This is a genomic window from Streptomyces microflavus (assembly GCF_014650075.1).
GTDB lineage: Bacteria > Actinomycetota > Actinomycetes > Streptomycetales > Streptomycetaceae > Streptomyces > Streptomyces microflavus.
On sequence record NZ_BMUG01000002.1, the window covers coordinates 33,914 to 58,855 of the forward strand.

At 72.9% G+C, this 24,942-nt stretch carries 25 protein-coding genes; 11 read left to right on the forward strand and 14 right to left on the reverse strand.

The window, feature by feature from the left end:
- Nucleotides 1–87: 87 nt before the first annotated feature.
- The 5 genes from IE264_RS05190 to IE264_RS05210 all read right to left on the reverse strand — a co-directional run bounded on the left by IE264_RS05190 (nt 88) and on the right by IE264_RS05210 (nt 5,724).
- A complete protein-coding gene (locus IE264_RS05190) occupies nt 88–885 on the reverse strand; it encodes a type III pantothenate kinase (RefSeq protein WP_015609337.1) in 798 nt (265 codons plus the stop codon).
- Nucleotides 885–1,907, reverse strand: coding sequence for a carboxylating nicotinate-nucleotide diphosphorylase (nadC, locus tag IE264_RS05195; protein ID WP_032758664.1), 1,023 nt, complete (start codon nt 1,905–1,907; stop codon nt 885–887). The genes IE264_RS05190 and nadC overlap by 1 nt, the downstream gene beginning before the upstream one ends.
- A gap of 105 nt (nt 1,908–2,012) precedes the next feature.
- Nucleotides 2,013–3,707, reverse strand: coding sequence for an L-aspartate oxidase (locus IE264_RS05200; RefSeq protein WP_032758665.1), 1,695 nt, complete (start codon nt 3,705–3,707; stop codon nt 2,013–2,015).
- Nucleotides 3,704–4,786: a pantoate--beta-alanine ligase gene (gene panC / locus IE264_RS05205; protein ID WP_229887401.1), complete on the reverse strand. Its 1,083-nt coding sequence runs from the start codon at nt 4,784–4,786 to the stop codon at nt 3,704–3,706. The genes IE264_RS05200 and panC overlap by 4 nt, the downstream gene beginning before the upstream one ends.
- Complete coding sequence (locus IE264_RS05210) at nt 4,783–5,724, reverse strand: Rossmann-like and DUF2520 domain-containing protein (protein WP_015609341.1); 942 nt, start codon at nt 5,722–5,724, stop codon at nt 4,783–4,785. The genes panC and IE264_RS05210 overlap by 4 nt, the downstream gene beginning before the upstream one ends.
- A gap of 169 nt (nt 5,725–5,893) precedes the next feature.
- On the opposite strand from IE264_RS05210, the gene IE264_RS05215 reads away from it, so the two are divergent.
- Nucleotides 5,894–7,048: a threonine aldolase family protein gene (locus tag IE264_RS05215; protein ID WP_032758666.1), complete on the forward strand. Its 1,155-nt coding sequence runs from the start codon at nt 5,894–5,896 to the stop codon at nt 7,046–7,048.
- A 43-nt stretch (nt 7,049–7,091) separates the two neighbouring features.
- Here the strand turns inward: IE264_RS05215 and IE264_RS05220 are convergent, their stop codons facing one another.
- Nucleotides 7,092–7,274 carry a hypothetical protein gene (locus tag IE264_RS05220; RefSeq protein WP_031124017.1) on the reverse strand — a complete coding sequence of 61 codons (183 nt, stop codon included), beginning with the start codon at nt 7,272–7,274 and terminating at the stop codon, nt 7,092–7,094.
- 103 nt (nt 7,275–7,377) lie between these two features.
- On the opposite strand from IE264_RS05220, the gene IE264_RS05225 reads away from it, so the two are divergent.
- Nucleotides 7,378–8,490, forward strand: a complete 1,113-nt coding sequence (locus tag IE264_RS05225) for a DUF5937 family protein (protein ID WP_015609344.1) — start codon at nt 7,378–7,380, stop codon at nt 8,488–8,490.
- Between the two features lie 20 nt (nt 8,491–8,510).
- Here IE264_RS05225 and IE264_RS05230 read toward each other — a convergent pair whose 3' ends face one another.
- Nucleotides 8,511–9,185 (reverse strand): response regulator transcription factor, encoded by a 675-nt coding sequence (locus IE264_RS05230; protein WP_015609345.1) that lies wholly within the window; start codon nt 9,183–9,185, stop codon nt 8,511–8,513.
- Nucleotides 9,186–9,239: 54 nt separating this feature from the next.
- Nucleotides 9,240–10,442, reverse strand: coding sequence for a sensor histidine kinase (locus IE264_RS05235; protein ID WP_032758667.1), 1,203 nt, complete (start codon nt 10,440–10,442; stop codon nt 9,240–9,242).
- A 96-nt stretch (nt 10,443–10,538) separates the two neighbouring features.
- Here IE264_RS05235 and IE264_RS05240 point away from each other — a divergent pair, with 96 nt between their 5' ends.
- A complete protein-coding gene (locus IE264_RS05240) occupies nt 10,539–11,525 on the forward strand; it encodes an SAM-dependent methyltransferase (RefSeq protein WP_032758668.1) in 987 nt (328 codons plus the stop codon).
- A 41-nt stretch (nt 11,526–11,566) separates the two neighbouring features.
- Complete coding sequence (locus IE264_RS05245; RefSeq protein WP_031124013.1) at nt 11,567–12,709, forward strand: NADH-quinone oxidoreductase subunit D; 1,143 nt, start codon at nt 11,567–11,569, stop codon at nt 12,707–12,709.
- Between the two features lie 27 nt (nt 12,710–12,736).
- Here the strand turns inward: IE264_RS05245 and IE264_RS05250 are convergent, their stop codons facing one another.
- The 4 genes from IE264_RS05250 to IE264_RS05265 all read right to left on the reverse strand — a co-directional run bounded on the left by IE264_RS05250 (nt 12,737) and on the right by IE264_RS05265 (nt 16,605).
- Nucleotides 12,737–13,996, reverse strand: coding sequence for a hypothetical protein (locus IE264_RS05250; protein WP_434099275.1), 1,260 nt, complete (start codon nt 13,994–13,996; stop codon nt 12,737–12,739).
- Between the two features lie 100 nt (nt 13,997–14,096).
- Nucleotides 14,097–15,065 (reverse strand): ABC transporter substrate-binding protein, encoded by a 969-nt coding sequence (locus IE264_RS05255; RefSeq protein ID WP_032758670.1) that lies wholly within the window; start codon nt 15,063–15,065, stop codon nt 14,097–14,099.
- A gap of 61 nt (nt 15,066–15,126) precedes the next feature.
- On the reverse strand, nt 15,127–15,801 hold the full coding sequence (locus IE264_RS05260; RefSeq protein ID WP_015609351.1) for an ABC transporter permease: 675 nt from the start codon (nt 15,799–15,801) through the stop codon (nt 15,127–15,129).
- 3 nt (nt 15,802–15,804) lie between these two features.
- Nucleotides 15,805–16,605 (reverse strand): ABC transporter permease, encoded by an 801-nt coding sequence (locus IE264_RS05265; RefSeq protein ID WP_031124009.1) that lies wholly within the window; start codon nt 16,603–16,605, stop codon nt 15,805–15,807.
- Nucleotides 16,606–16,745: 140 nt separating this feature from the next.
- Here IE264_RS05265 and IE264_RS05270 point away from each other — a divergent pair, with 140 nt between their 5' ends.
- Nucleotides 16,746–17,918 (forward strand): ABC transporter ATP-binding protein, encoded by a 1,173-nt coding sequence (locus IE264_RS05270; protein ID WP_032758671.1) that lies wholly within the window; start codon nt 16,746–16,748, stop codon nt 17,916–17,918.
- A 105-nt stretch (nt 17,919–18,023) separates the two neighbouring features.
- Here the strand turns inward: IE264_RS05270 and IE264_RS05275 are convergent, their stop codons facing one another.
- On the reverse strand, nt 18,024–19,145 hold the full coding sequence (locus IE264_RS05275) for an alpha/beta hydrolase (protein WP_032758672.1): 1,122 nt from the start codon (nt 19,143–19,145) through the stop codon (nt 18,024–18,026).
- A 152-nt stretch (nt 19,146–19,297) separates the two neighbouring features.
- Between IE264_RS05275 and IE264_RS05280 the strand changes: the two genes are divergently transcribed.
- The 6 genes from IE264_RS05280 to IE264_RS05305 all read left to right on the forward strand — a co-directional run bounded on the left by IE264_RS05280 (nt 19,298) and on the right by IE264_RS05305 (nt 24,216).
- Nucleotides 19,298–21,121 (forward strand): phosphatidylglycerol lysyltransferase domain-containing protein, encoded by a 1,824-nt coding sequence (locus IE264_RS05280; protein WP_051821911.1) that lies wholly within the window; start codon nt 19,298–19,300, stop codon nt 21,119–21,121.
- 30 nt (nt 21,122–21,151) lie between these two features.
- Complete coding sequence (gene folP / locus IE264_RS05285; protein WP_435808383.1) at nt 21,152–22,012, forward strand: dihydropteroate synthase; 861 nt, start codon at nt 21,152–21,154, stop codon at nt 22,010–22,012.
- Entirely contained in the window at nt 22,009–22,482 is a 474-nt protein-coding gene (locus tag IE264_RS05290; RefSeq protein WP_015609357.1) for a nuclear transport factor 2 family protein, read from the forward strand. Before folP ends, IE264_RS05290 begins: the two co-directional genes overlap by 4 nt.
- Nucleotides 22,483–22,694: 212 nt before the next feature.
- The gene (gene folB, locus IE264_RS05295; protein ID WP_003968268.1) at nt 22,695–23,054 is read left to right on the forward strand and encodes a dihydroneopterin aldolase; all 360 of its coding nucleotides are present in this window, start codon (nt 22,695–22,697) and stop codon (nt 23,052–23,054) included.
- Entirely contained in the window at nt 23,051–23,662 is a 612-nt protein-coding gene (gene folK, locus IE264_RS05300) for a 2-amino-4-hydroxy-6-hydroxymethyldihydropteridine diphosphokinase (protein ID WP_015609358.1), read from the forward strand. The genes folB and folK overlap by 4 nt, the downstream gene beginning before the upstream one ends.
- A 62-nt stretch (nt 23,663–23,724) precedes the next feature.
- Nucleotides 23,725–24,216, forward strand: a complete 492-nt coding sequence (locus IE264_RS05305) for a DUF3180 domain-containing protein (protein ID WP_015609359.1) — start codon at nt 23,725–23,727, stop codon at nt 24,214–24,216.
- A 79-nt stretch (nt 24,217–24,295) separates the two neighbouring features.
- Here IE264_RS05305 and folE read toward each other — a convergent pair whose 3' ends face one another.
- Entirely contained in the window at nt 24,296–24,901 is a 606-nt protein-coding gene (gene folE / locus IE264_RS05310) for a GTP cyclohydrolase I FolE (RefSeq protein ID WP_015609360.1), read from the reverse strand.
- Nucleotides 24,902–24,942 lie beyond the last annotated feature (41 nt).

A 24,942-nucleotide genomic window follows, 5' to 3' on the forward strand; every position in this document is an offset into this window, starting at 1 on the left:
GTCGGTGGCGCGGCGCGCCTGGGCGGTCCGCCCGACCCTGCCCTCGGCCGTTCCCGCAGGTGCGCCGGGCTCCTGCGGGCCCGCCCCCTACGACCGGGACACGTTCCGCTCGTAGACCAGGCGCAGGCCGATGAGCGTCAGCCACGGCTCGTGCTCGTCGATCACGGAGGACTCCCCCAACACCATCGGAGCAAGGCCGCCGGTCGCGATGACCGTGACGTCGTCCGGGTCGGCCGTCAGCTCCTTCTTCATCCGGGCCACGACGCCGTCGACCTGGCCCGCGAAGCCGTAGATGATGCCGGACTGCATGGCCTCGACGGTGTTCTTGCCGATCACGCTGCGCGGCCGGGCCAGCTCGATCTTGCGGAGCTGGGCGCCCTTGACGCCGAGCGCCTCGACGGAGATCTCGATGCCGGGGGCGATGACCCCGCCCGCGTACTCCCCACGGGCGGAGACCGCGTCGAAGGTGGTGGCGGTGCCGAAGTCGACGACGATCGCCGGGCCCCCGTACAGCTCGACGGCGGCGACCGCGTTGATGATGCGGTCCGCGCCGACCTCCTTGGGGTTGTCCATCAGGACCGGCACACCGGTCTTGACGCCGGGCTCCACCAGGACGGCGGGGACGTCGCCGTAATAGCGGCGGGTGACCTCGCGCAGCTCGTGCAGGACCGAGGGGACGGTCGCGCAGATCGCGATGCCCTCGATGCCGTCGCCCAGCTCCATGCCGAGCAGCGGGTGCATGCCCATCAGGCCCTGGAGCAGGACCGCCAGCTCGTCGGCGGTGCGGCGGGCGTCGGTGGAGATCCGCCAGTGCTCGACGATCTCCTCGCCGTCGAAGAGGCCGAGGACCGTGTGCGTGTTGCCGACGTCGATGGTGAGCAGCATCAGGCGCCGGCCCCGTCGGTGGTGGACGCGTCGCGGAAGTCCAGGCCGATGTCGAGGATCGGCGAGGAGTGGGTGAGCGCCCCGACGGCCAGGTAGTCGACGCCCGCGTCCGCGTAGGCGCGGGCCGAGTCGAGGGTGAGGCGGCCGGAGGATTCGAGGACCGCGCGGCCGGCGACCAGGGCCACCGCCTCCGCCGTCTCGGCCGGGGTGAAGTTGTCCAGCAGGATCAGGTCGACGCCCGCGTCCAGCACCTCGCGGACCTGCTCCATCGTGTCGACCTCCACCTCGATGGGCAGGTCGGGGAATTCGGCACGGACGCGCTTGAACGCCTCCGCGACCCCGCCCGCCGCGATGACGTGGTTGTCCTTGACCAGGGCCGCGTCGGAGAGCGACATCCGGTGGTTGACGCCGCCGCCGCAGCGCACCGCGTACTTCTCCAGCGCGCGCAGACCCGCCGTCGTCTTACGGGTGTCGCGGACCTGGGCTTTGGAACCCTCCAGCACGTCCGCCCAGGCGCGGGTGGCGGTCGCGATGCCGGAGAGGCGGCAGAGCAGGTTGAGCGCGCTGCGCTCGCCGGTCAGCAGGTCGCGGGTGCGGGTGGTGACGGTCAGCAGCTTCTGGCCGGGGGCGATGCGCTCGCCGTCCTCGACGTGCCGCTCGACCTCGAACTCCTCGGTGCAGACGATCGACAGGACCGCCTCGGCGACCCGCAGCCCGGCCACGACCCCCGCCTCACGGGCGGTGAAGTCACCGGTGATCACGGCGTCCTCGGGGACGGTCGCCACGGTCGTGACGTCCACCCCGCCGTCGAGGTCCTCCTCGATCGCCACATGGGCGACGTCCTCGACCTGGACGGGGTCGAGCCCCGCCTCGGCCAGCAGCAGGGCGAGCGCCGGGTCCAGGCCGCACTCCAGGGCTTCGGGGTCGAATCCGTCGTCCCCGCCACAGCCGCAGCCGTCGCCGCAGCCTCCCGAGGGCGCGGAAGGTGCGGGCGCGCCGACCCGGATCAGCGGTACGTCCACAGGTGTGGGGCGCGGATTCTCTTCGGGCGTGGACACGGTTGCGGCTCCTCGGGGCGTGGCGGGTGGTGCGGGTGCGGCTCGCGCCGCTGCTTTCCAGCAGTCTGCTCAATCCGCCGGGCGTACGGGCGGGAATGCGGCGGTCTCCGTGCGGTGGACGACCGGGGTGCGGTCCGGGGCGATGCGGACGACCAGGTGGCGGCGCCAGTGCTCGTCGTCGCGGTCGGGCCGGTCCTCGCGCCAGTGGCAGCCGCGGGTCTCCTCGCGCTCCCGGGCGGCGGCGACCAGGACCCGGGAGACCAGCAGCAGGTTGGTGACCTCCCAGGCGTCGACCCCGGGGACCGCGTCCTTCGGGTCGGCGGCGTCCGCGTCGGCGGCGGCGCTGCGGTGCAGGGCCTCCAGCTCCTCGGCGGCGGTGGCCAGGCTGGCGGCGGAGCGCAGGACTCCGGCGCCCCGGGTCATGGTGCGCTGGATCGCCGTACGGGCCTCGGGTGCGAGCAGCGCGACGGGGTCGTCGGCGCCCTCGCCCGAGGCTTCCGCCGGTTCGGTGCGGGGCGGGCGGGTCTGGGCGATGTCCGCGGCGATGCGCTCGGCGAAGACCAGGCCCTCCAGGAGGGAGTTCGACGCCAGCCGGTTCGCCCCGTGCACCCCCGTACAGGCGACCTCGCCGCAGGCGTACAGGCCGGGGACGGTCGTCCGGCCGCGCAGGTCGGTGCGGATGCCGCCGGAGGCGTAGTGCGCGGCCGGGGCGACCGGGATCGGCTCGGTGACCGGGTCGATGCCATGGGCGCGGCAGGCGGCCAGGATGGTGGGGAAGCGCTGCTCCCACATCCGGGCGCCGAAGTGCCGGGCGTCCAGATACATGTGCTCGGTGCCGTGCTCGTGCATCTGCCGGGTGATGGCCTTGGCGACGATGTCGCGGGGGGCCAGCTCGGCCAGCTCGTGCTGGCCGAGCATGAAGCGGGTGCCGGCCGCGTCGACGAGGTGGGCGCCCTCGCCGCGTACCGCCTCGGAGACCAGCGGCTGCTGGCCCTCGGAGTCGGCGCCGAGGAAGAGGACGGTCGGGTGGAACTGGACGAACTCCAGATCGGAGACCTCGGCCCCGGCCCGCAGCGCCAGCGCCACACCGTCGCCGGTGGAGACCGACGGGTTGGTGGTGGCGGAGAAGACCTGGCCCATGCCGCCGGTGGCGAGGACGACCGAGGGGGCGCGGACCGCGCCGACGCCGTCGTGCTGGCCCTCGCCCATGACGTGCAGGGAGACCCCTGCCGTACGGCCTTCGGCGTCGGTGAGCAGGTCCAGGACCAGGGCGTTCTCGATGGTGTGCAGGGCGGCCGAGCGGACCGCCTCGACCAGGGCGCGGGAGATCTCCGCGCCGGTCGCGTCACCGCCCGCGTGGGCGATGCGGCGGCGGTGGTGGCCGCCCTCGCGGGTCAGCGCTATGTCGCCGCTGTCGGTGGTGTCGAAGGTGGCGCCGGTGGTGATCAGGCGGCGGACGGCGTCGGGGCCCTCGGTGACCAGGACCCGTACGGCCTCCTCGTCGCAGAGGCCCGCGCCCGCGACGAGGGTGTCGTCCAGGTGCTGCTCGGGGGTGTCGCCCTCGCCGAGCGCCGCGGCGATACCGCCCTGGGCCCAGCGGGTCGAACCGTCGTCGAGCCGCGCCTTGGTGACCACCACGGTGTCCAGGCCGGCGGCCGCGCAGCGCAGGGCGGTGGTGAGACCGGCGACTCCGGAGCCGACCACCACGACGTCCGCGTCGATGGCCCAGCCGGGGGCGGGGGCGGTCAGCCGTATTCCGGTCACGAGAGGGCTCCGAAGGTGAGGGGGATGTTGTCGATGAGGCGGGTCTCCCCGACCCGGGCGGCGACGGCGAGGACCGCCTCGCCGCTCTCGCGGTCGTCGGGGATCTCGGTGAAGTCCGCCGGGTCGACCAGGGCCAGGTAGTCCAGGACGAGGGGGTACTTGCCCCGAGTGGCGGCCTCTTCCAGGATCGCGCGCGCGGTGGCCCGTACGGCGGCGGGCGCCCCGTTCGGCCGGGCCAGGGCCACGGCCTGGGCGTCGGCGGCGGCCCTGGCCTCGCCGAGCCTGTTGAGCCCGGCGGCCCGGCCGTCGCCGCCGGGGGCGGTGGCCTTGGCGCGCTCGTGCAGGGCCTGCTGGGCGGCGAGCCGGTCGCGCGCCGCGAACAGGGCGCGGGGCAGGGCGAGGGCGGTGTGCCGCTCCTGCGGGGAGAGGAAACGGTTGCGGCTGGAGAGCGCGAGGCCGTCGGGGTCGCGGACGGTGGGGACGCCGGTGATCCGGACGCCGAAGTTCAGGTCGCGGACCATGCGGCGGATCAGGGCGAGCTGCTGGGCGTCCTTCTGCCCGTAGAACGCCTCGTCGGGGCGGGTGAGGTGGAGGAGCTTGGCGACGACGGTGAGCATGCCGTCGAAGTGGCCGGGGCGGGATGCTCCTTCGAGGCGCTCGCCCATGGGGCCAGCGGTGATCCTGACCTGGGGCTCGCCGCCGGGGTAGACCTCGTCCACACCGGGGGCGAAGACGGCGTCCGCGCCCGCTGCGGCGGCGGTCTCCAGGTCGGCGTCCAGGGTGCGCGGATAGCGGTCCAGGTCGGCGGCCTCGCCGAACTGGAGCGGGTTCACGAAGACGGTGACCACGACCTGGCCGTCCGGGCCCGCTGCCTCGCGGGCGGCACGGATCAGGGTGGCGTGGCCCTCGTGGAGGGCGCCCATCGTCATGACGACGGCCCGCTCGGCTCCGGCGGGGCGGGGCAGCGCGTCGAGCTCGGCTGCGGTGCGCAGGAGGGCTGGGGTGGTGCCCTGGAGCGCGGGGGCGGTGCCCTGGAGGGCCGTGGGGCCCGTGTTTCCCGTACGGCTGCTGGTGGTCATCGGGTCTCCCCCGGTCCGGGGCGGCTTTCCTGGTCGGCCAGGGCGACGAGCAGGTCCTCCGCCAGCTCCGGCTTGAGGAGGCCGTGGGCCAGCGCCCGGTCGGCCGTGGCGCGGGCCATCGCGAGGTAGCCCCCGACCATCTGCGGGGCGTGCGTGCGCAGCTCGCCGATGTGCGCGGCGACCGTGCCCGCGTCGCCCCGGGCCACCGGGCCGGTCAGCGCGGCGTCGCCGGAGCGCAGGGCGTTGTCCAGGGCGGCGCCCAGCAGCGGGCCGAGCATCCGGTCCGGGGCGGTGACCCCGGCCTTGGCCAGCAGCTCCATCGACTCGGCGACCAGGGTGACCAGGTGGTTCGCGCCGAGGGCGAGGGCCGCGTGGTAGAGCGGGCGGGACTCCTCGGCGATCCACTCCGGCTCGCCGCCCATCTCGATGACCAGCGCTTCGGCGGCCAGCCGCAGCTCCTCGGGGGCGGTGACCCCGAAGGAGCAGCCCGCCAGCCGCTGGACGTCGACGGAGGAGCCGGTGAACGTCATCGCGGGGTGCAGCGCGAGCGGCAGGGCCCCGGCCCGCAGCGCGGGGTCCAGGACCCGGGCCCCGTACCGCCCGGAGGTGTGGACGAGGAGCTGTCCCGGCCGTACGGCGCCGGTCTCGGCGAGCCCCTCGACCAGGGAGGGCAGCGCGTCGTCGGGGACGGTCAGCAGCACCAGCTCGGCGCGGGCCAGGACCTCTGCGGGCTCCACCACGGGAACGTCGGGGAGCAGGGTGGCCGCGCGGCGCCTGGAGGCGTCGGAGACGCCCGAGACGGCCACCGGGCGGTGCCCGGCGAGCTGGAGCGCGGCGGCGAGTGCGGGGCCGACGCGGCCCGCTCCCACGACGCCGACGGTGAGGCGGGCGGGGCGGTCCCTCGCGTCGAGGGGTTCCTTCGGAACTGTCGTATTCACGCGGCGATGGCCTTCCGTTCCAGTCCGCGGGGGGTACCGGACGATTTCTCTGCATGCTACGCCAGCGTTTCGGCGAAGCCCGCCCACCGCCCACAGCCTGTGGATAACTCTGCGGGGCGGACGGGAAACACCCGGGCGTGCCGTCAGTGGTCCGGGGGATGATCGTCCCATGACAGCCATGGATGAGCAGGAGCAGCGGCGGCGCCGACTGGCCGCCTGGCGCGGGTCCCGACTGGTGCTGGCGCGCCGGTCCACGGACCGCACGGTGGGCGACGGGCTCGCGGCGCTGGCGGCCGGGGCCGGTTCCGTACACGATCCGGACGACGCGGTGGATGTGTACGGGGGCGGGGTCGTCGCCGCTCTGGAGCGGCGGGTGGCCGGGCTGCTGGGGACGGAGGCGGCCGCGTTCTTCCCGACCGGGACCATGGCCCAGCAGGTCGCGCTGCGCTGCTGGGCGGGGCGCACGGGCAACGCGACGGTGGCGCTGCACCCCCTGGCCCACCCGGAGCTGCACGAGGAGGGGTCGCTCGGGGCGGTGAGCGGGCTGCGTACGGTGCACCTGACGTCCGCGCCCCGGATGCCGAGCGCCGAGGAGGTGCGGGACTTCCCCGAGCCGTTCGGCACGCTGATGCTGGAGCTGCCGCTGCGGGACGCCGGGTTCGTCCTGCCCACCTGGGACGAGCTGGAGGCGACCGTCGCGGCGGCCCGGGAGCGGGACGCGGTGGTCCATCTGGACGGGGCGCGGCTCTGGGAGTGCGGTCCGCACTTCGGGCGGGACCTCCAGGAGATCGCGGCGCTCGCGGACAGCGTGTACGTCTCCTTCTACAAGTCGCTGGACGGGCTGTCGGGGGCCGTGCTTGCGGGTCCCGACGTGCTGGTGGAGGAGGCGCGGGTGTGGCGCCACCGGTACGGGGGGCAGCTCTTCCAGCAGTACCCGGCGGCGCTCTCCGCCCTGATCGGGCTGGACCGGGAGCTGCCTCTGCTGCCGACGTACGTGGACCACGCCAAGGTGGTGGCCGGTGCGATGGCGGAGGGGTTCGCGGCGGCGGGGGTGCCGTGGTTCCGGGTGCATCCGGAGCCGCCGCACACGCACCAGTTCCAGGTCTGGCTGCCGTACGGGGCCGAGGTGCTGGACGAGGCGTCGCTGCGGCAGGCGGAGGAGACGGGGGTGACGTTGTTCCGGCGGTGGGGTTCCGCGGCGGGGGCGGCCGGGTTGCCGCCGGGGGTTTCGGTCACCGAGGTGACGGTTTCCGGGGCCGGGCTGGAGTGGTCGGCGGACGATGTGCGGGAGGCGGTGGCGGTGTTCGTGGGGCTCCTGGCGTAGGGGCCTGTCGCGGGGCCGGCCCCCGGGCGTCGGGGGTCCGTCCTCAAGCGCCGGACGGGCTGGAGTGGTGTCGGGCGGGCCGGTTCTCCGTCGGGGGGTGGGTCAGCCAGTGGTGGTAGAGGTCGCGCAGGGTCCTGCGGTCGTGGCGGCCCGGCGGGGGCGGGGCGGGCTCGCCGAGGCAGGCCGCGCGGTAGGTGTCGAGCATGTGCTGCTGCATGGCGTCCATGTATCCAGCGTGCGCAGGTCACGGCGGGGCCGCCCGTTGATTGACGGCCACCGTCAAATGAAACGACGGCCCGTCCGCGTACCCGCACTATGGACGGGTGAGCGTGTACATAGACATCGCGGGCCTGCCCTCCGATCGCATCGAATTCGCGACCTCCCCCCTCGCCGAGCTGGGGGTCGCTCTGCACGCGCTCTCCGAGCCCGGCCACCACCCCGGTGTGCACGGCTGGGCCACCGCGACCGCGGCGGCGCTGGAGCCCGATCTCGCCGACCGGCTGCTGGAGGCGGAGTTCCTCTGGCGGAACACCTTCTCCGACGTCTTCATGCCGTTCGCCGGAATCCGCGGCGGCGACGGCAGGACCGGGGCGAACCTGGCCGAGGACCTGGACATCCTGGACCGGCTGGACGACGAGCGGTTCGTCACCGCCGCGCTGGAGTTCACCTGCGCGAGCCTCTACGGGGCGGGCTCCGCGTCACCGCTGTCGGACCCGGGGATGCGGGCCCGCGCCCTGGAGATGGCGGCGGCACGCGGCCCCCGGCAGGTGGAGTTCACCCATCGGCTGCTGGCCGACCCCGCCCCCGTACGCCGCTGGATCCGGCGGCTCTTCGAGGACCTCGACCAGGCGTTCTTCGCGGACACCTGGCGCCGGGTCTCGGTCCAGCTGGTCGCCGACGCCCGGCACAAGACGGAGCTGATGCGGCGCAAGGGCGTCGGGGAGGCGATGGGGGCGGTCTCCGCCGCGATGACCCTCGACGAGGAGGCGGGCAGGCTCTCCGTCGACAAGCTGGCCGAGGGCCGGACCACCGCCGTCGACCCCGCCGTCGGCACCGGGCTCACCCTGATGCCCAGCAGCTTCGGCTGGCCGCACCTGATGGTGCTGCACGCCCCCGGCTGGCGGCCGGTGATCCACTACCCGGTCCGGATGCCCGACCTGCCGACCCCCGCGTCCGTGGAGCTGCTCCAGCTCCGGATGGAGGCCCTGGCCCACCCGATGCGGATGCGCCTGTGCCGCAACCTGGCCCGCTCGGCGTACACCACCGGCGAACTCGCCGACTCGCACAGCATCACCGCGCCGGAGGTCTCCCGGCACCTGTCGGTCCTGAAGAAGGCCGGCCTGATCACGACCCGGCGCCGCGGGCGCTACGTACTGCACCAGCTGGACCTGACGGTCGTCGCCCGCATCGGCAGCGACTTCCTGGAGGGCGTGCTGCGGTAGGGCTCGCCGTCGGGCGGGCCTCAGCCCGCTCCGCCGCCCGCGCGCACCAGGCCCGTCTCGTAGGCGAGGACGACGACCTGGACCCGGTCGCGCAGGTTCAGCTTGGTGAGGATGCGGCCGACGTGGGTCTTGACCGTCGCCTCGGAGAGCACGAGGTGGGCCGCGATCTCCCCGTTCGAGAGGCCCTGCGCGACCAGGAGCATCACTTCGCGTTCGCGTTCGGTGAGCTTCTCGATGTGCTTGTTCTTGGGCTCCTTCTCGCTGCTGGGCAGCATCGGCGAGAAGCGGTCGAGCAGGCGGCGGGTGGTGGAGGGGGCGACCACGGCGTCACCGCTGTGCACCGAGCGGATCGCGGAGAGCAGCTCGGCCGGCGGCACGTCCTTGAGCATGAAGCCACTGGCCCCGGCCTTCAGCCCGGAGAAGGCGTACTCGTCCAGGTCGAACGTCGTCAGGATCAGCACCTTCGGCGGATTCGGCTGCGCGCAGATCCGGCGGGTCGCCTCGACGCCGTCCAGGCGGGGCATGCGGACGTCCATCAGGACCACGTCGACCGCCGTGGCGCGCAGGATCTCGATCGCCTCCGCGCCGTCCCCGGCCTCGGCCACCACCTCCATGTCGGGCTGGGCGGCCAGGACCATCCGGAAGCCCGTACGCAGCAGCACCTGGTCGTCGACGAGCATCACGCGGATGGCCATGGGGTCTGTCCTGTCCTGTATGGGTGGTAGGGGGTTGCTCTGGGGGCGTCGGCGTCAGTCGGCGGGCTTGAGCGGCAGCAGCGCGCTGATCCGGAACCCGCCGCCGGGCCGTGGCCCCGCGTCCAGGGTGCCGCCGACCATGCCGACCCGCTCCCGCATCCCGATCATCCCGTGCCCGGCGCCGTCCGCGCCGCCGTCCTCGTACAGCTCGTGCGCCGCGCCCCGGCCGTCGTCCTCGACCAGCAGCCCGAGGCCGTCGTCGAAGTAGACCAGCCGGACACTGGCCCCGGCGTCGGGGCCGCCGTGCTTGCGGGTGTTGGTGAGGGCTTCCTGCACGATGCGGTACGCGGTCAGCTCCACGCCGCTCGGCAGCGGGCGGGCGGTGCCCTCCACCTTGAAGTCCACCGCCAGACCGGTCCGGCGGACCTGGTCGACCAGGTCCTCGATCTGCTCCACGTCGGGCTGCGGGACGTACTCCCCGCCCTCCCGGGTGTCGCCGGTCCGCAGCACCCCCAGCAGTCGGCGCATCTCGGCCAGCGCCTGCCGGCCGGTCGAGGAGATGGTCTCCAGCGCCTGCCGGGCCTGGTCGGGCGCCGCGTCCATGACGTACGCGGCGCCGTCGGCCTGAACCACCATCACGGAGACGTTGTGCGCGACGACGTCGTGCAGTTCGCGGGCGATCCGGGCCCGCTCGGCGGCCACGGCGACCTTGGACTGCGCCTCGCGCTCCCGCTCCAGCCGGGCGGCGCGCTCCTCCAGCTGGTTGAAGTAGGCCCGCCGGGTCCGCAGCGAGTCGCCCATCACCCAGGCCAGCACGAACGGCACCGTCATGATGACCGTCACGAAGATCTGCTGGGGCCAGGAGCCGCCCGGCTCGGCCTCCCAGCGCAGCTGGGACAGGCCCGCGGCGGTCAGGCTGCAGATCAGGGCGAGCCGGGAGGCCCAGCGCTCCCCGATCGTGGCCACCGTGAAGGTGATCACCAGCATCGCGAAGTTGCCGATGTTCGGCCGGACGTCGCCGACCAGCTGGAGCACCCCCACCGCGATGGCGAGCAGCAGCATCTTCTCGGGGAGGCGTCGGCGCAGCGCCACGACCGTGGAGAGGCCGAGCGCAACCGGAATCGCGAGGATCTCCTCCCGGCCGGCGTCGTACATGCCCGACACCATCGACATGCCGGAGAGCCCGAGGAGGACGACCGCCCAGAAGACGTCGACGCCCGTCGGGTGTCTGCGGAGAAAATCGTAGAGGCGCTGCACGTAGCCCAGCGTAGGGACAACGGATAGGTGCCCGGGTCAACCGGAGGGTCGATCCAGATCCTGGGACCGTACTCCCCAAGGTGGAGACTTGCCCACATGACGGAGGAGTGGCAGGGGTGGCGGGAGGCGGCACAGACCGCTTTGTACGGGGACGAGGGCTTCTACCGGAGTCCGGTCCGGAGCCCGGACGGGCCGGCGGGCCACTTCCGTACGTCGGTCCACGCGTCGCCCCTGTTCGCGCGGGCGGTGGCCGCGCTGCTGGCCCGGACGGCGGCGGAGCTGGGTGTCGGCACGGTGGACCTGGTCGATGTCGGGGCCGGGCGCGGTGAGCTGCTGACGGGGGTGCTCGCCGCCGTCCCGGAGGGGCTGGAGGTGATCCCGTACGGGGTGGAGGTCACCGCCCGTCCCCCGGGGCTGGACCCCCGGATCGTCTGGTGCGCCGAGCCGCCCCGGGGCGTCACCGGGCTGCTGTTCGCCAACGAGTGGCTGGACAACGTGCCGGTGGAGGTGGCGGAGGCGGACGGGGACGGCGTCGCCCGGTACGTACAGGTGCGGAGCCCGGACGGGGCCGAGCGGCCGGGTCCGCCGGTGACCGGGGCGGACGCGGAGTGGCTGGAGCGGTGGTGGCCGCTGTCGGCGCCCGGTGAGCGGGCGGAGATCGGGCTGCCCCGGGACCTCGCCTGGGCGCGGGCGGTGGGTTCGCTGGAGGCCGGGCTCGCGGTGGCGGTGGACTACGCGCATGTACGGGGCCGGCGGCCGCCCTTCGGGACGCTGACCGGGTTCCGGGGCGGGCGGGAGGTGCACCCGGTGCCGGACGGCTCCTGCGACCTGACCGCGCATGTGGCGCTGGACGCGTGTGCGGCGGCCGTCACGCGCGGAGTCGCCGAACTCACCGACCAGCGGGCGGCGCTCGGCCGGCTGGGGGTCTTTGGCGACCGGCCGCCGCTGGGCCTGGCCGCATCCGATCCGGCGGGGTATCTGCGGGCGCTGTCGGCGGCGGGCGAGGCGGCGGAGCTGACCGCGCGCGGCGGGCTCGGCGACTTCGGCTGGCTGCTGCACCACGTGGGGGCGGGCCTGAGGTGACCGCCGGTGCGGCGGGGCCCGGTCGGGGGATACTGGCGCCCATGACGGAGACGACCATCGGCATCGGCGGCGCGGCGGAGAGCACCGACATGGTGCTGAACATCGGCCCGCAACACCCCTCGACTCACGGGGTGCTCCGGCTGCGGATCGTCCTGGACGGTGAACGCATCCAGCACGCCGAGCCGGTCATCGGCTATATGCACCGGGGCGCGGAGAAGCTCTTCGAGGCCCGCGACTACCGGCAGATCATCATGCTCGCCAACCGCCACGACTGGCTCTCCGCGTTCTCGAACGAGCTGGGTGTCGTGATGGCCGTCGAGCGGATGCTCGGCATGGAGGTCCCCGAGCGCGCGGTCTGGACGCGGACGCTGCTCGCCGAGCTGAACCGGGTCCTCAACCACCTGATGTTCCTCGGCTCCTACCCGCTCGAACTCGGCGGGATCACCCCGGTCTTCCACGCCTTCCGGGAGCGCGAGGAGCTCCAGGCGGTGATGGAGGAGGTCTCCGGCGGCCGGATGCACTACATGTTCAACCGGGTCGGCGGGCTCAAGGAGGACGTCCCGGCGGGCTGGTCGGGGCGGGTACGCGACGCCGTCGCCTCGGTCCGCTCCCGCATGGACGTGTACGAGAACCTGGTCCTCGGCAACGAGATCTTCCGGGGCCGTACGCGCGGTGTGGGCGTGTTCTCCGCCGAAGCGGTGCACGCGTACGGGGTGTCGGGGCCGATCGCGCGTGCCTCGGGCGTCGACTTCGACCTGCGGCGCGACGAGCCGTACCTCGCGTACGGGGAGCTCCAGGACACCCTCAAGGTCGTCACCCGGACCGAGGGCGACTGCCTGGCCCGCTTCGAGTGCCTGCTGGAGCAGACCCTCAACTCCCTGGACCTGGCGGACGCCTGCCTGGACCGGATGGCAGGCCTGGAGCCGGGCCCCATCAACCAGCGGCTGCCCAAGGTGCTGAAGGCGCCCGAGGGGCACACGTACGCCTGGACGGAGAACCCGCTCGGCATCAACGGCTACTACCTGGTCTCCAAGGGCGAGAAGACCCCGTACCGGCTGAAGCTGCGCTCCGCCTCCTTCAACAACATCCAGGCGCTCACCGAACTGCTGCCGGGGACGCTGGTCGCCGACATGGTGGCGATCCTGGGCTCGCTCTTCTTCGTCGTCGGGGACATCGACAAGTAGTCGACAAGCAGGAGCGCGCGTGGACTCCTAGGAGACCGCGCCGCGCAGCTCCGCCACGTCGATCTGCTCGGTCTCGTCGTGCGCGGTGAGGTCGATGACCTTGCCGACGGCCCGGTTCTGCGCGGCTCCGGTCCGGTGGTCGGCGAGCGCCTCCTCGCCGACGACGTCCGCGAGGTCCTCGTTCTGTACGGCCTCGATGGCGGCGTTCGTCTTCTGCGTGCCGAAGAAGTCGAAGGTGCCCTGCGGGACCAGGTGGCGGCGGGCCGCCGCGTACGGCACGACGGCCGAGGCGGTGGGGACCGAACGCGGTACGTGCACGGGCACGTTGGAGGCCGGGGTCCTGGCGCCGAGCGCCTGGGGCTGGGGCCGGGCACCGAGGGCCTGCGGCTTGGCCTGGGAGGCCGGCGTGATCGGCGCCGGAGCGGCGGGGGCCGGGGCCTTCATGGGCGGTACGCCGGTGGCGTCGGGGGCGGCCGCCGGGGCGCCGGGGCCGGCTTTCGGGGCGTCGGGACCTGAGGCGTTCACGGCCGGGGGCTGCGCAGCCGGGGCGTTCGCATCCGGGGTCTTCGCGGCCGGGGCGTTCGGAGTCGGAGTCTGCGCTGCCGGGGCGGGCGGGGTGGTGGACGGGCGGCGGTGCTGGTGGTGCTCGCCCGCCCCGGTGGCCGCCGCGCCCTTCCCCTGCGGGCCTTCCTCCTCCGCGCCCTGCTCCGCGGTGCGGCGGGCTTCCTGGAGTGCGGCGTTGCGGGTGAGGTTCAGCAGGGCCTCGTCCGCGCGGCGGTAGGCGGCCGGGGTCGGCGTCGAGCGTCCCGTGGGCAGCTCGGGGGCCGGGGCGGCCGCCTCGATGGCGAGCTGCCTGCGGCCCTCCAGCGCACTGGCCCGCTCGGTCTCGGCGTTGGCGTACCGGCGCAGCAGTCCCGCGTGCTCCCCGCGCAGCCCGGCGAGCTCCACGCGCTTGCGGCGGAGCTTGGTCTCCAGACGGGTGCGCAGCTCGCGCGACTCCTCCAGGTCCTGCTCCAGCTCGGCTATCCGCTCCTCGGCCCGCCACTCGTCACGGGTGCGGGCCCGCGTCAGCTCGGCGACCTGCAGCCCCGCGGCCCGGTCCCAGCTGCGCATCAGATACGCGCCGGTCAGGGCGGCGGCGGCCACGGCGGCCACCAGGCCGCGCAGGGCGAGGGGTTCGGCGAGGAACCAGGCGCCGGAAGCACCGACGACCGACACTCCCGCCACCACGGAGGGCGGCAGGATTCTGTGAAGGGGTGGCGAATGGCGGTGGCGTCCACGTGGCATGGCCTGAAATTTACCGTGTGTACGCGCCACTTGGGGGCCGCTCGGCAATCTGTTCCCCGCCGGTTACCTCACGGCCCCCGAAATGTCCTCCGCCCGAGCCCTACTTCTTGATCAGACCCTTCGACTCCAGATACTCCTTGGCCACGTCGGCGGGCTTCGCGCGCTCGGCGTCGATCTTGCGGTTCAGCTCCGCGAGATCCTCCGTGGTGAGCGTGTCGGTGAGCTTTCCGAGCGCGTCGGCGACCTCCGGGGCGCCCGCGTCCTTGGCATTGAGGACCGGCAGGACGTTGTCGGCGTTCTGGAGCTTCTTGTCGTCCTCCAGGAAGACCAGCCCGTCGATCACCGCGTCCGTGGTGGTCGTCAGGACCAGCTCGACCTTGCCGTCGCGGACGGCCTGCTTGGACTGCGGGGTGCCGACGCCCTTGGGGTCGATACCGGTGACGTCGATGCCGTACGTCTTCTTCAGACCGGGTGCGCAGAAGGGCCGCACCTCGCACTCGTCGCCCGCCGCGATCTTCACCTTGAGCTTCGACTTCCCAAGATCGGAAAGGGTCGTGAGCTTGTTCTTCTCGGCGAATTCCTTCGAGACCGCGAAAGCGTTCTGGTCGACGGCCTTACCGGCCGGGAGCACCTTGAGGCCCAGCGGGCCCGCGAGCTTCTCCAGAGCGGCGACCGTGGCGTCGGCGTCTCCGGAGGCGAGGGGGGTGGACTGCGCCTTCTCCGCCCCGTTCACCTTGGCGTTGAGGAATTCGGTGATCGTCGCGGCGTATTCGGGGACGACGTCGATCTCGCCCTTCTCCAGCGAGGGCTCGTACAGCTCGCGGTTCTTCACCGTGGTGATCGAGGTGTCGTACCCGGCGTCGCCCAGGATCTGCGCGTACAGCTCGGCCAGCACCTTGGACTCGGTGAAGGAGGCCGAGCCGACGACGAGGGAGCCCTTCTTGCTGTCGCCGCCCGAGGAGCCGGAGCCCTTCTCCTTCTCCAGGCTGTCGCCGCCGCAGGCCGCCAGCGACCCTGCCAGCGCCACCATGCCGATGACCGCTCCGGCTATCCGCGAGGTTCTGCTCATGTCTGTTCTCCGTCCGAACTGAAAAAGGTGACCAAAAGGAAGTTGGGGGCCGCCGGGCCCGTCAGGCGGTGCGGCGGCGGCGCAGCGGTGAGAGCACCCGGTCCAGCGCCACCAGCACCCCCTCCACCAGCAGGGCCAGGGCGGCGACCAGGATCGCGCCCGCGAAGACCTGCGCGGTGTCGTAGGTGTTGAAGCCGGCGGTGATGATCCGGCCGAGGCCGCCGAGACCGACCATGGCGGCGATCGAGGCGGTGGCCACGACCTGGACGGCGGCGGAGCGCAGCCCGGTCATGATCATCGGGTAGGCGAGCGGCAGCTCGACCCGGACGAAGAGCTGCCCGCCGGACATCCCCATGCCCCGGGCGGCCTCCACCACGGACCGGTCCACCTCCCGCATCCCGACATAGGCGTTGGTCAGCAGCGGCGGCACGGCGAACAGCACCAGCGCGATGATCGTGGGCCAGTAGCCGGAGTTGCGCAGGGGCGTGACCATGAAGAGGGCCAGCACCGCGAAGACCGGAATGGCCCGCCCGACGTTGGAGATGTTGACCGCGAGCGCGCCGCCCCTGCCGATGTGCCCCAGGTACAGGGCGAGCGGCAGGGCGATGGCGCAGGCCACCGCGAGGGCGACCCCGCTCACGTACAGATGCTCGCCGAGCCGGTGTGCGGCTCCGCCGTCCCCCGACCAGTTGGCCCCGGTGGCCAGCCAGGTCCAGGCTTCGCCGATGACTCCCACGGGTCAGCCCGCCTCCACCTTCGCCGGGGCGGGTATGCCCGCCGGACCGCCGGGGCCACCTGAACCGTCCGTGGCACCGCCCGGGCCGCCGGAACCGTCCGCGCCGCCCGCACCCGTACGCGTATCCCCCGTCGCCGCCGGTATACGCGTCCAGGGCGTCAGCAGCCGCTGGAGGCCGAGGAGCAGCAGGTCGGCGGTGACCGCGAGCAGCACGCACAGGACGGAGGCGGCGAGCACCTGGGCCTTGAAGAAGCTCGGCAGCGCGTCCTCGATGAGATTGCCGAGGCCGCCCTTGCCGACGAGCGAGCCGACCGTGGTCAGCGCGACCGTCGACACGGTGGCTATGCGCAGCCCCGCCATCAGCGCGGGCAGCGCGAGCGGGAGCTCCACCTCCCACAGCAGCCGCCACGGCCCGTATCCCATGCCCCGGGCGGCCTCCTTGGCCTCCTGCGGGACCGCTTCGAGGCCGGCCAGGATGTTCCGCACCAGGATGGTGAGCGAATAGAGCACCAGGCCCGTGACGACCAGCGCCGCGGAGAGCCCGAACAGGGGCAGCAGCAGCGAGAACATCGCCAGCGAGGGCACGGTGTAGAGGATCGTCGTCAGCCCGAGCACCGGCCCGGCGAAGCCACGGCCCCGGCGGGCGAGCAGCGCCAGCGGAAAGGCGACGGCGAGCCCGATGAGGACCGAGACCACCGTGATCCCGATGTGCTGCACGGTGGCGTCCGTCAACTCCTGGCTGCGGGAGCGCAGATACTCGCCGCAGATCCAGTCGTTCGTCGCCAGGCAGTTCTGTCCGGCCATCCGGCCCCCACCTCCCGTTTCCCTGTCGCGCCCGTGTCGAACTGATGTCTGGCGAGCCTATCCTCGACCACTGACAATCGCGGAGGCTGTCGCATTCCAGCAACATGCCCTTCACAGAACGCCCTCCACAATGGGGAATCATGATCCGTTTCGAGCACGTCACCAAGCGGTACGCGGACGGCACCACCGCCGTCGACGACCTTTCCTTCGAGGTCGCCGAGGGTGAACTGGTCACGCTCGTCGGACCTTCCGGCTGTGGCAAGACGACCACCATGAAGATGGTGAACCGGCTGATCGAACCGACCGAGGGCACGATATTCCTCGACGGGGACGACATATCGGCCATCGACCCCGTCGAACTCCGCCGCCGCATCGGCTATGTGATCCAGCAGGTGGGCCTCTTCCCGCACAAGACGGTGCTGGAGAACACCGCGACCGTCCCCCATCTCCTCGGCTGGAAACGCGGAAAGGGACGCGAACGCGCCGCCGAACTGCTCGACCTCGTCGGACTCGACCCTTCCGTCTACGGCGACCGCTATCCGGAACAGCTCTCCGGCGGTCAGCGCCAACGTGTCGGCGTCGCCCGCGCCCTGGCCGCCGATCCACCCGTCCTGCTGATGGACGAGCCTTTCGGAGCGGTCGACCCGGTGGTCCGCGAACGGCTCCAGAACGAATTCCTGAAACTCCAGGCCCGGGTCCGTAAGACCGTGCTGTTCGTCACCCACGACATCGAGGAAGCCGTCCGCCTCGGCGACCGGATCGCCGTATACGGGCAGGGCCGCATCGAGCAGTTCGACTCCCCCGCCACCGTCCTCGGCGCCCCCGCGACCCCGTACGTGGCCGACTTCGTCGGCGCCGACCGCGGGCTCAAGCGCCTGTCGGTGACCCCGATCGAGGAGAGCGACCTCGACCAGCCCCCGGTCGTCCACCTCGACGACTCCCTCGCCGAGGCCACCGCACGGCTCCGGTCCGAGGGCGCGCGGTGGGCCGTCGTCCTGGACGGCCGGGACAACCTGCACGGCTGGATCCCCGCCGACAGCGCGGCCTCCCCGACGGCGAAGGGAACCGTCCGCGAGCACGCCCGCCGGATGGAGGCCTGGCTCCCGCTCGGCGCCCCGCTCAAGCAGGCGTTCGCCACCATGCTCCAGCACGACGCGGGGTGGATCGCGGTCATCGACAAGGAGAGCGAGGGCCACTTCCTCGGTGTGCTGACCCCCGCCCGGCTGCACGAGGCGCTGCGCCGCTCGATCGACGCGGACGCCCAGGCGCTGCCGCGCGCGGAGGTCGCCGTGGAGACGGTCGCCACGGCATGAACGGGGCACACACCGCGCGCTGAGCCGCCCGGCCCGGCCCGGGCCCGCCCGGAACGCCTCCGCCCCCGGGGCCGCCCGGCCGGCCCTGGGCCCGCTCGGAACGCCTCACTCCGCCTTGAGCCGCCCGCTCAGCCACTCCAGGGCGGGCGGGATCTCCCGCCGCCAGGTCGTGAAGTTGTGCCCGCCGCTGTCCAGCACGATCGACGACACCGCGGCGGGCTTCTTCACCTTCCCGATGAACTTCATCGTGCTGTCCCGGTTCCCCTCGCCCTGCCGTGACGTCGTCACCAGGAAGGAGCCGCCGGACGGAGGCCGGTTCTCCAGCGTCCACAGCAGGTCGGCCCGCTTCCGCAGTGCCTGGTTCCCGTGGAACAGGTCCCCGGTCGTCGGGTCCTCGGCGGCCTTGTAGTACGCGGAGAGCCCGGCGCTCGCCGCGTACCGGTCCGGGTGGTGCAGCCCGATCTTCAACGCGCAGTAGCCGCCCGTGGAGTTGCCGATGATGCCCCAGTTACGGGCCTGCTTCCCGACCCGGTAGGACTGCGCGATCGCCTCCGGGAGGTCCTTCGCGAAGAACGTCTCCGTCTGCGGCCCCTTCGGGATGTCCACGCACTCGGTGTCCCGCGGCGGGGCCACCGTCGGCCGCAGCATCACCAGGATCATCGGCTGCGCCCTGCCCGCCTTCACGCGCTCGTGTGCCGTCTGGGGGTAACGCAGGCCCTTGAGAAGGTTCTCCGCCGTCCCCGGGTAGCCGGTCAGCACCACCACCGCCGGGAACGTCCGCCCGGCCCGGCCGCTCCGGAAGTACTCCGGCGGCAGATAGACGTACGCCGGGGACTCGATGCCCGATCGCCGCCCGGAGATCACCACCTTGTCGATCCGCCCGCCCGCCGCCGGCACCGCGCCGCCCGGCACGTCCGGCCGCTGGGTGCCGATCCGCGTCATGCTCCGCGGGCCGGGCTCCCCGTCCGTGTGGTCGGTGACCACGCCCAGGTCCTGTTCCTGGCCGAAGAGGTCGGCCCAGGAACCGTAGAAGAGGAACGCGTTGTTGGCCGCCAGGCCGACCGAGGCGAACAGCGTCAGCTGGGTCGCCAGCAGCAGCCCGACCCGGCCGGTCACCGCTGCGGCGCTCCGCCGGGCCAGGCGCGGCCAGAGCCGGACCGTGGCGGCGAACAGCGCCACGGCGGCGGCCGCCACGACCGCCAGAACTACCTTGCTGGTGAGACCCATGAGCGAGCTCTCTCTGCGATTCGGCGTGCGAAATTTCCGGAATGTGAATGAACCTTCACAGCGCAACCCCCGTCCTAGAGGGCGCACATCGTCCGCAGGGCCACGGCCGACGGACTGAAGGAATCCCGATCCCGACTGGAGCCACGGAAGCGATGTCTGTCACGGTAGATGGGGATAAATCGGTGTCGGTTCCGCAGCGCATGAGGCGGCTTCTGCGCGGCCCCCGCCCCGAATCCGTACCGGTCGTCGTCGGCACCGCCTGCACCGTCGTCGGGCTGATCGACGTGGCGGCCGGGGTCTTCCCCCGCTTCCGGCACAGCCGGATGCACACCCTCGCCGAAGTGCTCCCCGGGGCGCTCGGCCCGTTCGCCGCCGCGCTCTCGCTGAGCGCGGGCATGCTGCTGCTCCTGCTCGCGCACGGGCTGAAGCGGCACAAGCGGCGGGCCTGGCGGGCGGCGGTGGTGCTGCTGCCGGCGGGGGCCGCGGCGCAGTTCGCGTACCGTCACTCGGTCGTCGGCGTCCTGGTCTCCCTGACGCTCTGCTACCTGCTCGTCCGCCACCGGGACCAGTTCCGCGCCCTGCCCGACCCGCGCAGCCGCTGGCGGGCGCTGGCCAACTTCGTTCTGCTCGGCGCCGGTTCGCTGGCCCTCGGGCTGGTCATCGTCTCCGTCCACCCCGGCCGGGTCGTCGGTGACCCGTCCATCGCGGACCGGCTCCAGCACGTGCTGTACGGCCTCTTCGGCGTCGAAGGCCCGGTCGACTACGCCGGGCGGACCAGCTGGACCGTCGCCTACTCGCTCGGCGCGCTCGGCCTGCTGACCGCCGTCACCACCATCTACCTCGCCTTCCGCCCCGAACACCCGGCAGCCCGCCTCACCGAGGACGACGAGAGCCGGCTGCGGGCGCTGCTGGAGACGCACGGCGGCCGCGACTCGCTCGGCCACTTCGCGCTCCGCCGCGACAAGGCCGTCGTCTTCTCCCCCAGCGGCAAGGCCGCCGTCTGCTACCGGGTCGTCTCCGGGGTGATGCTGGCCGGGGGCGACCCCATCGGTGACGTGGAGGCCTGGCCGGGCGCCATCGAACGGTTCATGGACGAGGCGAAGGCGCACTCCTGGACCCCCGCCGTGATGGGGTGCAGCGAGCGCGGCGGCGAGGTCTGGACCCGCGAGACCGGGCTGACCGCCCTGGAGCTGGGCGACGAGGCGGTGGTCGATGTCGCGGATTTCTCCCTCGCCGGGCGGGCCATGCGGAACGTACGCCAGATGGTGGGGCGCATCGAACGCAACGGCTACGAGACCCGGGTCCGGCGGGCACGTGACATCGGCGCCACCGAGCTGGAGCGCATCCGCCGGGCCGCCGCCGACTGGCGCGGCACCGACACCGAGCGCGGCTTCTCCATGGCGCTCGGCCGGATCGGCGACCCCGCCGACGGGGACTGCGTGATCGCCACCGCCCATCTGCCCGGCTCCGGGGACGGACCGCACGGCGACCTGAAGGCCGTCCTCCACTTCGTCCCCTGGGGGCGCGACGGGATGTCCCTGGAGCTGATGCGCCGCGACCGCTCGGCCGACCCCGGCATGAACGAGCTCCTGATCGTCGCCTCGCTGCAGGCCGCCGGGAAGCTCGGCGTCGCCCGGGTCTCGCTGAACTTCGCGATGTTCCGCTCCGCCCTGGCCCGCGGCGAGCGGCTGGGCGCCGGGCCGGTGCTGCGCTGCTGGCGCGGACTGCTGATCTTCCTCTCCCGCTGGTTCCAGATCGAGTCGCTGTACAAGTTCAACGCCAAGTTCCGGCCCCGCTGGGAGCCCCGCTTCGTGGTCTTCCGCACCAGCCGGGACCTGCCGCGGATCGGGATCGCGGCGATGCAGGCCGAGGGGTTCGTGAACCTCTCGCTGCCCCGCCCGTTCCGCTCCCGCTCCCCCCGCCCCTGCGGCCACACGCTGCGCAGCGCCCCGGAGCACGAGGTACGCGCGGCATGACGGGCGGCGGCGCGGGCCTAGGCTGGTGGTATGAGTACGTCACGCACGCGGGGCACGGTACGAGGGCTGCCGGAGTGGGACCGCTGTGCGGTCATGGGGGTCGTCAACGTGACGCCCGACTCCTTCTCCGACGGGGGCCGCTGGTTCGACACCACGGCCGCGGTGAAGCACGGCCTCGACCTGGTGTCCGAGGGTGCCGACCTGGTCGACGTCGGCGGTGAGTCGACCCGCCCCGGCGCCAGCCGGGTGGACGAGTCGGAGGAGCTGCGGCGGGTCATCCCTGTGGTGAAGGGGCTGGCCTCCGAGGGCGTCACGGTCTCCGTGGACACCATGCGCGCCCGCGTCGCCGAGAAGGCCGTCACCGCCGGGGCCGTCCTGGTCAACGACGTGAGCGGCGGTCTCGCGGACCCGGACATGATCCCGGCCGTCGCCGCCGCCGAGGTCCCGTTCGTCGTGATGCACTGGCGCGGCTTCAGCGAGTCCATGAACAGCCGCGCGGTGTACGAGGACGTGGTCGCCGAGGTCCTCGCGGAGCTGCGGCAGCGGATGGACGCCGTGATCGCGGGCGGCCTCGACCCGGAACGCGTCGTGATCGACCCCGGCCTCGGCTTCGCGAAGAACGCCCCCCACGACCTGGCACTCGTCGCACACCTGGACGAGCTGCACGCGCTGGGCCGCCCGCTGCTGGTGGCCGCCTCCCGCAAACGCTTCCTCGGCCACGTCCTGGCCGGCCCCGGCGCCTCCCTGCCGCCCGCCCGCGAACGCGACGCGGCGACCGCGGCGGTCTCCGCCCTCGCCGCCCGGGCCGGGGCCTGGGCGGTCCGCGTCCACGAGGTGGGGGCCACCGCCGACGCGGTACGGGTCGCCCGTGCCGTCGAGGGAGCCGCGTGAACGAGGACCACGCGTCGGCCGCCGCCGACATCGCGGAGGTCGAGACGGCCAACACCGCCTTCTACGAAGCACTGGAACGCGGCGACCACGAAGCCCTCTCCGGCCTCTGGCTGCCGGGCGAGGACCTCACCGTCTCCTGCGTCCACCCGGGGTGGCCGGTGCTCACGGGCCGGGGCGACGTGCTGCGCAGCTACGCGCTGATCATGGCGAACACCGAGTACATCCAGTTCTTCCTCACCGACGTCAACGTGGCGATGACCGGAGACACCGCCCTGGTCACCTGCACCGAGAACATCCTCAGCGGCGGCCCGGCCGAGGACGGCGACGCGCTGGGTCCGCTGGTGGGCCAGCTGGTCGTCGCCACGAACGTGTTCCGGCGCACGCCCGAGGGCTGGAAGCTCTGGTCCCACCACGGCTCGCCCGTCCTGGCGGAGACCGACGAGGACGACGACGAGGAGTCCCCTTCCTGAGGACGCGGAGCCACTCTCCCGGGTGGCGACCCCTCCGGATGGGTTGGAATCCACGGCCGCGGGGTATGGGCGGCTACCAGCCCCGTGAGGCGCTGTCCATAGCCCCCACGGGCGAGCACTGTCGGTGCTCGCAGGTAGATTCGAAAGAAGGCACCTTGCCGCCCGCACGCGGCCGGATGCCTCTTGGACCAACAACAGCAGGAGTGATTCGCGTGGATCGTGTCGCGCTGCGCGGCCTCAAGGCCCGTGGGCACCACGGTGTCTTCCCCCGGGAACGGGAAGAGGGCCAGACCTTCATCGTCGACCTGGTGCTCGGCCTCGACACCCGCCCCGCGGCAGCCACCGACGACCTGGCCCGCACCGTGCACTACGGCGTGGTGGCCGAGGAGGTCGTCGACGTGGTGACGGGTGAGCCGGTCGACCTGATCGAGACGCTCGCCGAGCGCATCGCCCAGCAGTGCCTGAAGCACGAAGGTGTCCAGGAGGTCGAGGTGGTGGTGCACAAGCCGGACGCGCCGATCACCGTCCCCTTCGACGACGTGACCATCACCATCACCCGGAGCCGAGCATGACTGCGTTTTCCACCGAGGGGCAGAGCGACCCGACCGTGCAGCCGGTGCCCACCGCCGTCGTCAAGCAGGTGGACGCCGCCGACATCACCCTCTCCAACCCCAAGATGGCCGTGATCGCCCTCGGCTCCAACCTGGGCAACCGGCTGGAGACCCTCCAGGGCGCCGTCGACGCGCTGGAGGACACCCCGGGCCTGCGGGTCAAAGCCGTCTCCCCGGTGTACGAGACGGAGCCCTGGGGCGTCGCCGAGGGCAGCCAGCCCTCGTACTTCAACGCGGTCATCCTCGTGAAGACGACACTGCCCCCCGCCTCCCTGCTGGAGCGCGGCCAGGCCGTCGAGGAGGCCTTCGACCGGGTCCGCGAGGAGCGGTGGGGCCCGCGCACCATCGACGTCGACATCGTGTCGTACGCCGATGTCCTCTCCGACGACCCGGTGCTCACCCTCCCCCACCCCCGCGCCCGTGAGCGGGCCTTCGTCCTCGCCCCCTGGCACGACGTGGACCCCGAGGCCCAGCTGCCGGGCGCAGGCCCGGTCGCCGAGCTGCTCGACGGGGTCGGCCGTGACGGAGTCCTGCCCCGCGCCGACCTGGAACTACGGCTGCCGGAGTAGTCGTTAGTCTCGACGGGCAGCGGGCAGGACAGGAACACAGGCGACGAAGGGCGGCTCACGCGGTGAAGCAACTACGGCTCGGGGTACTGGCGGGCCTCTTCGTCGCCGCCGGCGTCCTCTCCTGGGGTGGCGCACGCCTCTGGGACTCCCTCGGCACACTCCCGAGCGTGCCGCTGGCCGCGTCGATCGTGCTCGCCGTGATCGCGGCGATCCTCCTCGCCACCGCGCTCTCCCTGCGTGCCCGCCTCCGCGCCCAGCGGGAGCGCCGCCCCGGCGCCAAGGGCGTCGAGCCCCTGATGGCGGCCCGTGCGGTCGTCTTCGGTCAGGCGAGTGCCCTGGTCACGGCCCTGGTCGCCGGGGTCTACGGCGGCACGGGCGTCTTCCTGCTCTCGTTCCTCGACGTCCCGCCCCGCCGCGACCAGGCCATCTACGCCGGCGCGGCGGTGGTGGCGGGCATCGCGGTCATCGCGGCCGCCTTCTTCCTGGAGCGCGTCTGCCGCCTCCCCGAGGACAGCGACGACAACCACGACGGCACGGGCGCGGCCGCCGCCTGAGGCGGTGCCGGGCCCGTGCCGTCGTGCCGTTGTGGCCGGAACCGCCCTCGGCGGCCGCCGGACGGAGTCAGCGCAACGATCAGCGCGCCATGATGAGGCTCATCGCCTCGGCTCGGGTCGCGGGGGCGCGGAGCTGGCCGCGCACCGCCGAGGTGATGGTCTTCGCGCCCGGCTTGCGGATGCCCCGTACCGACATGCACATGTGCTCCGCCTCGATCACGACGATCGCGCCGCGTGCTTCCAGGATGCGCATGAGCGAATCCGCCACCTGCGTGGTGAGGCGCTCCTGCACCTGCGGCCTGCGGGCGAAGACGTCCACCAGCCGGGCCAGCTTGGACAGGCCGGTGATCTTGCCCGTGTCGGCCGGGATGTAGCCGACGTGCGCGACCCCGTGGAAGGGCAGGAGGTGGTGCTCGCAGAGGGACATGATCTCGATGTCCTTCACCAGGACCATCTCGTCGTGCCCGAGGTCGAACGTCGTGGTCAGCACGTCCTCCGGCTCCTGGCGGAGGCCCGCGAGTATCTCCTTGTACGCCCGTGCCACCCGCCCCGGTGTCTCCCTCAGGCCCTCGCGGTCCGGGTCCTCTCCGACGGCGAGGAGCAGTTCGCGTACGGCCGCCTCGGCCCGCTTCTCGTCGAAATCGCCGATCGATCCCTGGCCGTCCAGCGTCACCGGGTCGGTCATCTGTGCCTCGTTCCTCTGTGCTGCCCCGTGCGCGGTTCGCA

Bases quoted from the DNA above. Each gene is read 5' to 3' on its own strand.
- IE264_RS05220 (WP_031124017.1), bottom strand. From the start codon at position 7,274: ATGGACGCCATGCAGCAGCACATGCTCGACACCTACCGCGCGGCCTGC.
- panC (WP_229887401.1), bottom strand. From the start codon at position 4,786: ATGACCACCAGCAGCCGTACGGGAAACACGGGCCCCACGGCCCTCCAG.
- IE264_RS05250 (WP_434099275.1), bottom strand. From the start codon at position 13,996: ATGCCACGTGGACGCCACCGCCATTCGCCACCCCTTCACAGAATCCTG.
- IE264_RS05245 (WP_031124013.1), top strand. From the start codon at position 11,567: ATGACGGAGACGACCATCGGCATCGGCGGCGCGGCGGAGAGCACCGAC.
- IE264_RS05255 (WP_032758670.1), bottom strand. From the start codon at position 15,065: ATGAGCAGAACCTCGCGGATAGCCGGAGCGGTCATCGGCATGGTGGCG.
- IE264_RS05215 (WP_032758666.1), top strand. From the start codon at position 5,894: ATGACAGCCATGGATGAGCAGGAGCAGCGGCGGCGCCGACTGGCCGCC.
- IE264_RS05275 (WP_032758672.1), bottom strand. From the start codon at position 19,145: ATGGGTCTCACCAGCAAGGTAGTTCTGGCGGTCGTGGCGGCCGCCGCC.
- IE264_RS05280 (WP_051821911.1), top strand. From the start codon at position 19,298: ATGTCTGTCACGGTAGATGGGGATAAATCGGTGTCGGTTCCGCAGCGC.
- IE264_RS05265 (WP_031124009.1), bottom strand. From the start codon at position 16,605: ATGGCCGGACAGAACTGCCTGGCGACGAACGACTGGATCTGCGGCGAG.
- IE264_RS05190 (WP_015609337.1), bottom strand. From the start codon at position 885: ATGCTGCTCACCATCGACGTCGGCAACACGCACACGGTCCTCGGCCTC.
- IE264_RS05230 (WP_015609345.1), bottom strand. From the start codon at position 9,185: ATGGCCATCCGCGTGATGCTCGTCGACGACCAGGTGCTGCTGCGTACG.
- IE264_RS05240 (WP_032758668.1), top strand. From the start codon at position 10,539: ATGACGGAGGAGTGGCAGGGGTGGCGGGAGGCGGCACAGACCGCTTTG.
- folE (WP_015609360.1), bottom strand. From the start codon at position 24,901: ATGACCGACCCGGTGACGCTGGACGGCCAGGGATCGATCGGCGATTTC.
- folK (WP_015609358.1), top strand. From the start codon at position 23,051: ATGACTGCGTTTTCCACCGAGGGGCAGAGCGACCCGACCGTGCAGCCG.
- IE264_RS05270 (WP_032758671.1), top strand. From the start codon at position 16,746: ATGATCCGTTTCGAGCACGTCACCAAGCGGTACGCGGACGGCACCACC.
- folP (WP_435808383.1), top strand. From the start codon at position 21,152: ATGAGTACGTCACGCACGCGGGGCACGGTACGAGGGCTGCCGGAGTGG.